Origin of the sequence: Mycolicibacterium chitae (genome assembly GCF_900637205.1) — a bacterium.
GTDB lineage: Bacteria > Actinomycetota > Actinomycetes > Mycobacteriales > Mycobacteriaceae > Mycobacterium > Mycobacterium chitae.
Genome location: NZ_LR134355.1, coordinates 869382 through 881964, shown reverse-complemented (window position 1 = coordinate 881964; position 12583 = coordinate 869382). Strand labels below are relative to the sequence as shown.

The window sequence follows — 12583 nt, the reverse complement described above, 5'->3', positions numbered from 1 at the left end:
CTATCCTTCGCTGCCGGGATCGTTGCCGGCCTTGTTGTTGTCGTTGTTGCCGGCATCTTTGCTGGAATCGTCCTCGTCGTCATCGTCGCCCTGGTCGTCGTTCTTGGCACCGGTGACGCGCTCGACGACGTCCTTGACCTTGTCCCGGACGTCGTTGACCCGTTCCTGGAGGGCTTCCCGGCGTTCCTTGGCGGCCTCGCGGCGCTCCTGAAGACGCTCCGCGAATACCTCGCGGCGCAGTTCTGCCTTGGTCTTGCTCACCTCTCCGGGCTCCTCGACCGCGGCGGCCTCGGGCTGCTCGACCTCGGTCTGCGGAGCCGTGGAAGGCTGGAAGTTCTGGATGGCCGCGGTCTGATCGGCGGGCTCCTGCACCTCCTCCTTTTCCGGCAGGAACGACGGGGTCTTCACCGCTGCACTGGGATTGGCATCCGAAGGGCCGGGCTCGATGGCTTCGACCTTCTCTGCGGGTTCGGGGTCGGGGTCGAACCGCACGCTCGCCGGCCCTTCCGGCTCGGGTAGCTCCGGTTCGACGAGCAATGCCTGCGGCTGGATCGCGGACTCGTTGAGCACGACGGCCTCGGGCTCATCCGGATCGAAGGCCTGCTTGATCTCGTTGACGATCACCCGGATGACCCCCAGGGGACCGCCGTTGAACAGGAACCCTTCGACCAGTTTCGCCGCGAAGGTGAGTTCGATGTTCTCGTCGTCCAGGTCGCCGGTGCCGCCGGTGAGCCGGTTGACGGTCTCGACGAAGGTTTCGCGCAGATCCTCCCACGGCCCCTCGAGGAACTCCGCGAACTCCTCGAAGCCGGCTTGCCGGGCGATGTGGCCGGCGGCCGCGTAGGGACCCCGCTCGAAGAAGTGGTCGTCGATTTCCACCTCGGCGAGCACGCCCTGGTCCAGCAGGTAGTACAGGGCGCCCAACGGTCCCAGCACCAACGTGTCCTCGGTGACCTCTTTCCCGTAGCCGTTGAAGAAGGCCTGCAGAAGTCCGGGGAACGTCACGGCCATCAGCCGATAGTCGGCAACGCTCAGTTGCCGCAGCGAGGGATCCAGTGGCGCCGAAGTGGTTGTGACGTAGGTCTTTTCGGTTTCTTTCGGCAAGATCGCCGGTGTTGCAGCAATGATGGCCGTGGCTGCCGCGAGTGCGACGCCCGTGGTCAGGATCGGCTTGGCCCCCATGGAAGAATCCCCCAATTCTTTTGTGAACTTTTGATGCCGCTCACGGGGCGCGCCCAACGCCCCCGCCCCCAAAAACTCAAAACCCCTGAGAGGATGCTAAGTGACGGTTTGCCCGTCGGCAACAGAAGTTCGCAATCTGGCCAGTATTCAAACCCTATTTGTACCGACCATCGTGCCATTCGCGGCAGCACCGAGGGTCGGCCGGGGCGCTTCCGAACGTTTGCTGCGCAGCCCGGTGAGCGGAAAAGACTCACGCCCGCCGATGCCCCCATTTCGGGGGTTCGACGGGCGTGAGCGGGTGTTCTTCGGCCGCCGACTTAGTCGGCGCTGTCCTTCTTGTCGTCCTTTTTGTCAGCCTTCTTGGTGTCGCTGTCGCCACCGCCGGTGGCGCGCTTCACGGCGTCGCGGACCTTGTCCTTGGCGTCGTTGACCCGCTCCTTCACGGCATCGCGACGCTCCTGGACGCGTTCCTTCGCCGCCTCGCGACGCTCCTCGGCGCGCTCCTTGGCGGCCTCCCGGCGCAGTTCTGCCTTGGTCTTGGTGTCGTCGGCGGAATCGGCGAGTTCGGCCTTCGGATCCACATCGGCCTTCGGGTCCACATCGGCCTTCGGGTCGACGTCAGCCTTCGGGTCCACATCCACATCGGCCTTCGGGTCCACCTCGACCTCGACCGCCGGCGCCTCGACCTGCTCGTCGGCAACGGGCTGGAAGTCCTTGATGGCTCCGGCCAGACCGCTCAGACCGGTGGCCTCGCCCTTCTCCGGCAGGAACGACGGGAGCTTCACCCCGGCCAGCGGGTTGAACTTCGCCGTCCCGACCTCGGCCTCGGCGTCCTCGACCTCCGCCTCCGCCTCGACCTCCGCCTCGTCGACGACCGACAGCGAGACCAGCTTGGCGACCTCCGGGCCATCGAGCAGCGAGGCGTCATCCTCCTCGTTGACGACCAGCGACTGGGTCTCGGCCGGCGGCTCCGACGGGTCGAAGATCTCCTTGATCAGGTCCACGGCAATCTGGACCATCGCCAAGGGCCCGCCGTTGTGGATGAACTCGTGGACCAGCAGCGCCGGCAGCGTGTACTCGTCGTCGGTGCCGCCGGTGAGCTCGTTGACCGCGTCCACGAGGCTCGCGCGCACCTTGTCCCACGGCGCCGAGACGAACTCGACGACATCGTCGGACAGACCGGCGGATTCGGCGAGGTGCGCGGCGGCCGCGTACGGGCCGGCCTCGAACAGGTAGTTGTCGACCTCGATGTCACCCAGCAGGGTTTCCTCGCCGATGTAATACAGCACACCCGCCGGGCCGGTGGCGACGCCGTCACTGACAATCTGCCCGTACCCGTTGAAGAACGCGTCCAGGATCCCGGGCAGCGTCACGGCCATCAGTTCGTAGTCCGCGACGGTCAGCTGACGCGGGCCCTGATCGGCCACCGAAGTCGTTGCAACATAGGTCTTCTCAGCGGCGGTCGGCATGATCGCCGGGGTGGCGGCGACAATCGCGGCCGCACCCGCGAGGGCGACGCCGGTGGTCAGGATTGGCTTGGAGGCCATGTAGAAGTTCCCCGATCTTGGAGTGCGTGGACGTGCTGACGAAGTGGTACGGGTACATAGAAAATGCCTGAGAAGATGCTAAGTGACGGTTTGCCATGCAGCAACAGCTACGCCAATTGTTCACCTGCTGCTCGTCGGCCGTGGGGCGTGCCGCGGGTGCGACACTCACTCCGTTCCCGCCGCGAATCACCTCGTCCGACGCAGAACATGTGATGCATAGCACATTCGCCTCGCCGCTCGGCCTGCTCGGTGCACCGGCCGGCTATTGACGCGAAGGGAAGATTGCTGAGCGTGCTGGGGTTCCGATAGCTTCCCCGCAACATAAGCTGGCAGGATTCCGCAACGCAGAGATCGGAGCGCCGATGTCCACCCAGATCCGCACCGTCACCGTTCTCGGAGCCGGAGTGTTGGGCTCGCAGATCGCCTATCAGAGCGCGTTCAAGGGTTTCCCGGTCACGGTCTACGACATCGACGACGACGCGCTCGCGGCGGCCCGCAAGCGATTCGACAAGCTTGTCGCGACGTATCGCGCCGAGGTGCCCGGCGGCGCCGACGGCGCGGCCGAGGCAGCCCTGGACCGGCTGACCCTCACCACCGACCTGGGCCAAGCCGCAGCCGACGCCGATCTGATTGTCGAGGCCGTCCCGGAGATCCTCGAACTCAAGCGCCAGACCTACCAGGAGCTCGCCGCGCTGGCGCCAGCGAAGACCCTCTTCGCAACCAACTCGTCGTCGCTGCTGCCCAGCGACCTCAAGGACGCCACCGGCCGTCCCGACCGCTTCCTGGCCATGCACTTCGCCAACAAGATCTGGTTCTCCAACCTCGCCGAGGTGATGGGCACGTCCGAGACGGACCCGAAGGTGTTCCAGGAGGTGGTCGCCTTCGCCGAGGCCATCGGCATGGTGCCCATCGAAATCCACAAGGAGAAGGCGGGTTACGTCCTCAACACCCTGCTGGTCCCGTTCCTGCGGGCGGCCCTGGAATTGGTGGCCGGCGGCTACGCCCAGCCCGGCGACGTCGACAACACCTGGCGCATCGGCACCGGGGCGCCCGCCGGTCCGTTCCAGATCTACGACGTCATCGGCCTGCGGACGCCGTACAACATCATGGTCCACGGCGACGACGAGGCGCAGCAGTTGGCGGCGTGGCTGAAGAAGAACTACATCGACAAGGGCAAGCTGGGCCTGGAGTCCGGGCAGGGGTTCTACAAGTACACCTAGCTCCGCGCCGTGCGCCGAAAATGCTTCTACGGCTGCGGTTTCGGCACCGCTACAGCCCTAGCGGCAATCTGGTGACGACTACGACTCAGGCCGCGCGAGACGCCGAGGCCCGAACCAGAACCGCCAACACCGCGGCGACGATGAGCAGCGCCGGGACATCACCCCAGAGATGTCCGCGGTGCTGCTCGCCGCCGAGCGCCTGCACCGCCATCACCGCGGCGTGGGCGACGCTCGAAACCACGGTGAACCAGATCAGGCTGCGATGGGCCTCGGGCCGTCGGGCCGCGTTGAGCAGGAAGACACCCAACGTCGCGTACAGCGCGACGATCATCATGAAATAGTGCGATTCGTGCGGGGCGCCGGAATGCCACGCCCACCCCGACGGCCACACCACCGCCAGCGGGTAGAGCAGAATCATCAGCACGCCGATCACCGCGAGTGCGACCTGCAACAGCTTGTAGCTGAATGTCGTTGTCATCCGCGTCCCCCCCAGATCGCCGGAAATCAGCGCCGGCGTCGCGCCTTGAGGTAGTCACCCACGACGGCGGCCCCGAGCCCATCGAGGTCGGGTTCGACCACCCTGCCCTCGACCCGCCGCGCCACCTGGTCGATGAATCGGGCCAGGCCCGGATCGCTGCCCAGCCGAAAGATGGTGACCTGGGCGCCGAGTCGGGCGATCTCGTCGAATCCCCGCACCGTCAGGCCGATGGTGCGCGGGTGCGGCGGGTAGTCGAAGAAAACCTCCGCGCCGTCGCCGAAGTCCTCGAGGTGGGCGGTGGGCTCACCGTCGGTCACGATCAGCACGACGGGTTGGGCGTTCGGGTGCCGGCGCAGGTGCCGGGTGGCCAACGCCAGCGCGTGGTGCAGGTTGGTGCCCTGTTCGTAGACGCCCTCGAGCCCGGTCAGTTCGGCCGCCGACACGGTGCGCGCATGCCGCCCAAAGGCGATGATCTGCAAGTCATCCGAGCGGAACCGGGTGCTCACCAGGTGGTGCAGCGCCAGGGCCGTCCGTTTCATCGGCAGCCAGCGGCCCTCCATCACCATCGAGAACGAGGTGTCCACCAGCAGGGCCACGGCGGCCTGGGTGCGGGTCTCGGTCTCGGAGACCTCGACGTCGTCCACCGTGATGCGCATCGGTGTGGACGATTCACCCGTGCCGGCCGTGCGCAGCACGGCATTGGTCAAAGTACGTGTGACGTTCCACGGCTCGGTGTCCCCGAATGCCCACGGCCGGGTGGCGCCGGTCAACTCACCGGCCGCGCCGGCCCGTCGGGTCTGGCGTTCCCCGTGACGGCCCGAAAGCTGTTGGGCCACATCGCGAAGCGCGGCCTGCCCCAGTTGTCGCATAGCCTTCGGCGACAACCGCCATTGCCCGTCGGAGCTGCGGTCCAGGAATCCCTGGTTCATCAGCGCACGTTCCAGCTCCGCCAGCGTGCGGGCGTCGACGGCGGCCTCGTCGCCGAGTTGGCGCGCGAGCATGTCCAGATCGACGTCGTCCATGCTGGCCCCGGCGTAGCTCTGCGACAACTGCTCGGCCAACTGCTCGAGTTCGCTGATGTCCGCCAGCGCCTGCGCGCCCTCCCCCATGCCCAGCGGGTCGTCGCCGGAGAACCGCTCCGAGCCGTCCCAGTCCTCGCCGGGACGCGCGGTCTGCAGGTGCGCGTCGAGCCGGTTCAGGGCGTTCATCAATGACGGCGAACCGAACGCCTGCTGGGCCAGCGCATCGAGTTCGGCGCGCTGCTCGGGCGACAGGCTGTTGCGGAACCGCTGGGCGGCCGCGGCGCGCTTGGCCAACGCGTCGAGCAGCTCGTCGATGTTGCGCGGGTTCTCCGGGAAGAACTCGCCGTGCTTGGCCATGAAGTCGTCGAAATCCTGCTGGGTGTCGCCGTCCTTGGCGTGCTTGTCCAGCAGGTCGTTGAGGTCGTCCAGCATGTCGTTGACGCGCTGACGGTCCTCGTCGGTGGCGTTCTCCAGGGCCTGCTTCATCCCGGCGAAACGCTGATCGAGCATCTCGCGGCCGAGCAAATCCTTGATCTCGTCGTACTTCTGCCGGGCCTCGGGGCTGCGCCAGTCGTACTCGGAGAGCTCCTGCACGGCCTTGGCCGGCGACGGTGAGAGCGAATCCAGCTGCAGCTCGCCGAACCTGGCATCGTCGTCCAGGGCGCGCGCCAGCTCCTTGCGTTCGGCCAGCACCGCCTCGTCGAGCAGCTTCTTGATGTCCTGCAGGGTCCCGTCGAGGTTGTTGCGCTGCAACAGCTCCCGGCGTCTACGGTTCGCCTCCGCGGCCAGCTTGTCCGCCCCGGTCATGTTGCGGGTCCCACGGCGCAGCATCTCCTGCAGCGCCCGGCGCGGCGAGGACCCCTCCATCACGTCCTGACCGATGGCCTCGAGCGCCTCGCGCAGATCGACCGGTGGGGCCAGCGGGTCGGGCCCGCCGGTGTATCGCGAGTACCGCGAGAAGCCTTTAGCCATAGACCGTTTCACCCTCGCCGGACACCTTGTCGATGCGCTTGGCCAGGTACAACGCCTCCAGCGCCAGCTCGATGGCCGAGGCGCGCTGCCCGTCGGACTCGGCTCCCAGCCGCTCGGCGATCTCGTCGAGCACCGGCAGGTCCGGCAGGGCGGCCAGCACGTCCTTGGCGCTGACCCGCTCGCCCGTCGTCACCGGCGAACCCTCCTCCACCGCGGCCACCAGCGGCCCCACGTCCAGCCCGCCGAGGAGGCGCTGCGCGGTGTCGGCGGTGGCGCGGCGCAGCAGGTGCTCCAGCACGGCCTGCTCGCGCCCCTCCTCGCCGGACTCGAACTCCAACTTGCCGCGCAGCACGTCGACGATGGTGCTCAGGTCGACCACCCGCGCCACCGGTTCCTGCTCGCCCAGCAGCGCGCCGCGGTGCCGCGCGGAGGCCGCGACGGTCTCCGCGGCGGCAATGGCGAACCGGGCCGAGACGCCGGAACGCTGGTCGACCGAGTTGGATTCGCGCAGCGCCCGGGCGAACCGCGCGGTGACCTGCAGCAGATACTCCGGCACCTCGGCCGACAGGTGGGACTCCTGCCGGATGACGCCGACCTCGGCGTCGAGTTCCAGCGGGTAGTGCGTGCGGATCTCCGCACCGAAGCGGTCCTTGAGCGGCGTGATGATGCGGCCGCGGTTGGTGTAGTCCTCGGGGTTGGCGCTGGCGACCACCAGCACGTCCAGCGGCAGCCGCAGCGTGTAGCCGCGCACCTGGATGTCGCGCTCCTCCATCACGTTGAGCATCGACACCTGGATGCGCTCGGCGAGGTCCGGCAACTCGTTGACCGCGACGATGCCGCGGTGCGAGCGCGGGATCAAGCCGTAGGCGATGGTCTCCGGGTCCCCGAGACTGCGGCCCTCGGCCACCTTGATCGGGTCGATGTCGCCGACCAGGTCGGCCACGCTGGTGTCCGGGGTGGCGAGCTTCTCGGTGTAGCGCTCGCTGCGGTGCCGCCACTCGATCGGCAGGTCCTCGCCCGACTCGGCGGCGCGCCGCTGCGACTCGGGGGTGATCGGGCTGAAGGGGTGCTCGCCGAGTTCCGAGCCGGTGATCACCGGGGTCCACTCGTCGAGCAGGTTGGCCAGCGAGCGCAGCAGCCGGGTCTTGCCCTGGCCGCGCTCGCCGAGCAGGACGAAGTCGTGCCCGGCGATCAAAGCCCGCTCGACCTGCGGCAACACGGTGTCCTCGAAGCCGAAGATACCGGGCCACACGTCGGTGCCGTCGGCCAGAGCGGTCAGCAGGTTCTCCCGGATCTCCTGCTTGACGCTGCGCTCCTGATGGCCGGAGGCACGCAGTTCACCGAGGGTGCGAGGAAGATTGCTAGGCGAAGTCACGTCTCCACGCTACGACGAACGTCAAAGCTGGTCACCCGGTCCCCCGATAAGCCGGCGGCGCCCCCTAGTGCGCGAAGTGCCGCGACCCCGTCAGGTACAGCGTGATGCCGGCCTTGGCGGCGGCCTCGGTGACCAACTCGTCGCGCATCGAGCCGCCGGGGTGGACCACGGCCTTCACCCCGGCCTCGATCAACGTCTCCAGCCCGTCCGGGAACGGGAAGAACGCGTCGGAGGCGGCCACGGCGCCCTGCGTGCGGTCACCGGCCCGCTCGACCGCCAGCCGCGCGGCGTCGACCCGGTTGACCTGCCCCATGCCGACCCCGACCGTGGCCCCATCCTTGGCGACGACGATCGCGTTGGACTTCACCGCGCGGCCCGTGCGCCAGGCGAACTTCAGGTCGGCCAGGGTCGCCGGGTCGGCGGGCTCACCGGTGGCCAACGTCCAATTCGCCGGGTCATCACCGTCGGCGCCGAACTCGTCGCGGGTCTGCACCAGCAGTCCGCCGCTGACCTGACGGAACTCGGTGGCGCCGGGTTGCGGCTCGGAGGCCACCAGGATGCGGATGTTCTTCTTGCGCGCCAGGACCTCGACCGCACCGTCCTCGTAGGCGGGCGCGATGATCACCTCGGTGAAGATGTCGGCGACGGTCTCGGCCATCTCGACGCTGACGGTCGTGTTGGTCGCGATCACCCCGCCGAAGGCGCTGAGCGGGTCGCATTCGTGGGCCTTGCGGTGCGCGTCGGCCACCGACACCGAGGAGATCGCGATGCCGCACGGGTTGGCGTGCTTGATGATGGCCACACAGATCTCTTCGTGGTCGAAGGCCGCGCGCCACGCCGCATCCGAATCGGTGAAGTTGTTGTAGGACATCTCTTTACCGTGCAGCTGCTCGGCCTGGGCAAGTCCGGGCCACGCGCCGTCGTCGGTGTACAGCGCGGCCTGCTGATGCGGGTTCTCGCCGTAGCGCAGCACCGCCGAGCGGCGCCAGGTGCCGGCGTACCACTGCGGCAGCGCGGCCGCGGTCTCGGTCTCCTCGGGGGCCAGCGTCGACCCCATCCACGAGGCCACCGCCACGTCGTACTCGGCGGTGTGACGGAACGCCAACGACGCCAACCGCTTCCGCTCGGCCAGCGTGAATCCGCCGGAGCGCACCGCCGCCAGGACGCCGTCGTAGCCCAGCGGATCGACCACCACGGCCACGCTGGGATGGTTCTTGGCCGCGGCCCGCACCATCGACGGACCGCCGATGTCGATCTGCTCGACACATTCGTCCGCGTCGGCGCCGGAGGCCACGGTCTCACTGAACGGGTACAGGTTCACCACGACCAGTTCGAAGGGTTCGACGCCGAGTTCCTCGAGCGCGGCGGCGTGTTCGGCCTTGCGCAGATCGGCCAGCAGCCCGGCGTGCACCTTGGGGTGCAACGTCTTGACCCGGCCGTCGAGCACCTCCGGGAAGCCGGTGACCTGCTCCACCGGGGTAACCGGAATACCCTGCTCGGCAATCTTTTTCGCGGTCGAACCGGTGGAGACGATGGCCACCCCGGCCTCGTGCAGACCGCGGGCGAGATCCTCGAGCCCGGTCTTGTCGTAGACGCTGATCAGCGCGCGCCGGATCGGTTTCCGTGTCATCCGAATACTGCCTTTCGTCCACTCCAGGTCACACCGCGGGTCGCGATTGCGGCCAGCACGTCCACCAGCAGTCGTCGCTCGACCACCTTGATGCGTTCGTGCAAGGTCTGTTCGTCGTCGTCGTCGAGCACCTGCACCATCTCCTGCGCCAGGATCGGCCCGGTGTCCACACCGTCGTCGACGAGGTGCACCGTCGTTCCCGTCACGCGCACCCCGTAGGCCAGGGCATCGGCCACGGCGTGCGCACCGGGGAACGACGGCAGCAGCGCGGGATGGGTGTTCACCACGCGGCCCTCGAACCGCCGCAGGAAGTGCCGCCCGAGGATCTTCATGAAGCCCGCCGAGACCACCAGGTCGGGCTCGTAGCGGGCGACCTCGGCCGCCAGCGCCCGATCCCAGGCGTCGCGGTCGGGATAGTCGCGCAACCGCAGCGAGAAGGTGGGGATGCCGGCGGTCTCGGCGATCTGGGTGGCCCGGCAGTCGCGGTCCACCCCGACGGCCACGACGCGGGCCGGGTAGTCATCGACGGCGGCCTGCAGTAGCGACTCGAGCAGCGACCCCGTGCCGGAAGCCAGCACGACCAGCCGGGCCGGGGCACGCGGCGGGACTGGAGGCGATTGCTGCACGGCCGAAAGCTTAGTCGGACGGCTCGCGGCCCTGACTCGAGTGGGGCGCGTCATCGCCGACGTCATCGCCGACGTCGTTGCCGACGTCGTTGCCGACGTCATTGTCGGCGTCCCACAGATCCTCGGCGTCGGGCAGATCGTCGTCGCCGTCGTCGACCACCGAACGCGGGTCCGCGCGCCGCTCCGGCATGACGATGATGTCCTGCTCGACGGCGTCCTCGGGGTCCAACGGTTCGAACGCGTTGGTCTCGACGTCGTCGGTGAACAGCGCCTCCTCGAACGGCTCCTCGTCGGGCTTGGCGGGTGGCTCGGGGACCGGCTCGGCGCGGCGCTCGAGCGCGGCGAGCGGCTCCGTCGTCGGAACCGGTTTGGGCCGCCGGGTCAGGCCGCCGGCCATCGCGACCGTCAGCGCCCCGATGCAGAAGAACCACAGGAACACCCCGGGCCCAAAGGTCGTCTGGTCCACCCCGACCGAGCCGAAGTTGCCCAATTCACCGCCGCCGACCAGGCCCAGGACCGCCATCGTCACCGCGGCCAGCAGCGACGCGACCGCGAGCTTGCCGAGCGCCGGCAGCAGCGGCAGGGGTCGTCGGGCGCACTGCTGCCCCAGCGCGACCCCGGCGGCCGCGCCCACGATCAGCAGCGCCACCCAGATCGGCCCGAGCGGGGGTGCGGGGGCGGCGGCCAGCACCGGCAGCGCCGGGATGTCGCCGCCGAAAATGGTGAACGAACTGAAGGTCGCGAAGCCGATGTGGGCGCTGGACCCCACGGCGATCGCCGAGGTCCCGATGATGACGTTGGGGATGTAGAGCACCGACAGCAGGGTCAGGCTCAGCTGCCCCCACAGCGAGTCGGTGATGGCGTACAGGTCGTGCATGGTCGACCAGTGCACGACCAGTGAGGCGGCGGTGACCGCCCCGGACAGCCCGATGAGGGCCAGCACGCCGGCCACGGCCGGGCGGATCGCACCGATCAGCCAGTCGGGCAGCCGGGCGGCGGTCAGCGCCCGGCGACCGACCTTGGACCCGACGCCGATCAGCGCGCCGACGGCATGCACCCCCAGCACCGAGGTGAAGGCGTGCAGCGCACTGGGGGTCTGTAGTTCGGTCAGGACCGAGGCGGCGTCGTGGATGACCGCCAGCGCGATGGCCGCGATCAGCAGCGGGCCACCCAGAGCGGAGGCCACGACCCAACGGATCACGAACCAGCTCGAGCCGGGATTGGTGGCCGCGGCGGTGGTGCGCGCCGTGCCCCACACCATGATCAGCAGCGGCAGCAGCGGCATCACGCCGAGTTCACGGCCGCCGATCGAGATCGGCACGCCGTGCACACCGAGCCACATACTGGCGATGGCACCGAAGGTGCCGGTCATATCGCTGTTGGCGATCAGCAGCTGCAGCAGGACTACTGCCGCGATGACCACCAACGCGACGATGGCCGGGCCGAAGGCGACCCGGACCAGATCACGCGCCTGGCGTGCGCCCGCCGTGGGGTTGTCGTGCATTCACGTCCACGATGCCCGCACCCAGCGCTCGGCTAGGTGCGGGCATTCCTGGTTACGACGACGAGGGTCCGTTGGACGGCGGCTGGGTGGGCGCCTGCTGGGTCGGCGCGCTCGGGGAGACCCCGCCGCTCGAGCCGCCGACGGCCGGCGGCGGGCTGAAGCTGGGGTAACCGGTCGGCGGGGTCGGCGAACCCTGCTGCGCGGCGCCCGGCTGGGCACCCTGCTGCTGAGCGCCGTAGCCGCCGGACTGCGGCTGCTGCGGGTAGCCGCCGTACTGCGACGGGTATCCGGGGCGCTGGCCGGGGCCGGGCACCGGCTGGCTGGGCTGACCGTAGTAGCCCCCGGGCGGGCCGTACTGCCCGTACTGGTTCTGGTCGTAGCGGGGCCGCGGGGCCGGCGGGGTGATGACACCCGAGTCGAACAGCAGCGCGACGACGGCCGCGACGGCCTGCAGGATGGTGGCGGCCAGGAACACCCAGAACGCCCAGCCGACCGAGAAGCCGTCCGGCTTGCCGAGCAGGTCGGACAGCGCGAGCAGGGCGCCGAGGGTGGCCAGCACGGCAACCACGGCGTGGAAGTTGTTGGCCTTCGGCAGCAGGCTGACACCGGCCAGCAGCGCCGCGGCCAGCGCCGCGAGGATGGGCAGGCCGCTGCCGCCGGCGGTCACCTCGCTGACGAAGGGGCCAACCTCCGCGCTCAGGGTGAACATCGGGCCGAAGGTCAGCAGATAGGCGATCAGACCGAGGACGGCAACCGCGACCGACAGGTACAGCGGCAGCTTGCTCGGTCCGGACTCGGTGGCCGGGGTGTAGGCGGCCGGGGCGCCGTACGAGCCGGGTGGCTGTGCGGAGGGGTAGCCGGAGCTACCGGGTGAGCCTGGTGAGTAGGTCATGACCTCTCCTGTGTCGGTGAGCGCCGCTCCCCGCGACGCTTTCGTGGGTCGCGATCGGCGGCCGCCGAACAGTATTGCGTCGACGCGCTGACCACGATTCGCTCACCCACGCTAGCGCACCTTCGGTGCTGTGCC

10 protein-coding genes are annotated in these 12583 nt (G+C 68.9%); 1 reads left to right on the top strand and 9 read right to left on the bottom strand.

Annotated features, from left to right (window positions below; translation table 11 throughout):
• Positions 1–1182 carry a hypothetical protein gene (locus EL338_RS04220; RefSeq protein WP_126332583.1) on the bottom strand — a complete coding sequence of 394 codons (1182 nt, stop codon included), beginning with the start codon at positions 1180–1182 and terminating at the stop codon, positions 1–3.
• A gap of 317 nt (positions 1183–1499) precedes the next feature.
• A complete protein-coding gene (locus EL338_RS26110; RefSeq protein WP_163792012.1) occupies positions 1500–2729 on the bottom strand; it encodes a hypothetical protein in 1230 nt (409 codons plus the stop codon).
• Between the two features lie 362 nt (positions 2730–3091).
• Between EL338_RS26110 and EL338_RS04210 the strand changes: the two genes are divergently transcribed.
• Complete coding sequence (locus tag EL338_RS04210) at positions 3092–3949, top strand: 3-hydroxyacyl-CoA dehydrogenase (protein ID WP_126332582.1); 858 nt, start codon at positions 3092–3094, stop codon at positions 3947–3949.
• An 85-nt stretch (positions 3950–4034) separates the two neighbouring features.
• Here the strand turns inward: EL338_RS04210 and EL338_RS04205 are convergent, their stop codons facing one another.
• The 7 genes from EL338_RS04205 to EL338_RS04175 form a co-directional block, all read right to left on the bottom strand.
• Entirely contained in the window at positions 4035–4427 is a 393-nt protein-coding gene (locus EL338_RS04205) for a DUF6632 domain-containing protein (RefSeq protein ID WP_126332581.1), read from the bottom strand.
• A 26-nt stretch (positions 4428–4453) separates the two neighbouring features.
• Positions 4454–6421, bottom strand: coding sequence for a vWA domain-containing protein (locus EL338_RS04200; RefSeq protein ID WP_126332580.1), 1968 nt, complete (start codon positions 6419–6421; stop codon positions 4454–4456).
• Positions 6414–7796: a sigma 54-interacting transcriptional regulator gene (locus EL338_RS04195; RefSeq protein ID WP_126332579.1), complete on the bottom strand. Its 1383-nt coding sequence runs from the start codon at positions 7794–7796 to the stop codon at positions 6414–6416. The genes EL338_RS04200 and EL338_RS04195 overlap by 8 nt, the downstream gene beginning before the upstream one ends.
• A 64-nt stretch (positions 7797–7860) precedes the next feature.
• Positions 7861–9426, bottom strand: a complete 1566-nt coding sequence (gene purH, locus EL338_RS04190; RefSeq protein WP_126332578.1) for a bifunctional phosphoribosylaminoimidazolecarboxamide formyltransferase/IMP cyclohydrolase — start codon at positions 9424–9426, stop codon at positions 7861–7863.
• A complete protein-coding gene (gene purN, locus EL338_RS04185) occupies positions 9423–10106 on the bottom strand; it encodes a phosphoribosylglycinamide formyltransferase (RefSeq protein WP_179967161.1) in 684 nt (227 codons plus the stop codon). Before purN ends, purH begins: the two co-directional genes overlap by 4 nt.
• On the bottom strand, positions 10063–11556 hold the full coding sequence (locus EL338_RS04180) for a cell division protein PerM (RefSeq protein WP_220096883.1): 1494 nt from the start codon (positions 11554–11556) through the stop codon (positions 10063–10065). Before EL338_RS04180 ends, purN begins: the two co-directional genes overlap by 44 nt.
• Before the next feature lie 52 nt (positions 11557–11608).
• Positions 11609–12448: a DUF5336 domain-containing protein gene (locus EL338_RS04175; RefSeq protein WP_126332576.1), complete on the bottom strand. Its 840-nt coding sequence runs from the start codon at positions 12446–12448 to the stop codon at positions 11609–11611.
• Between the last annotated feature and the right edge of the window lie 135 nt (positions 12449–12583).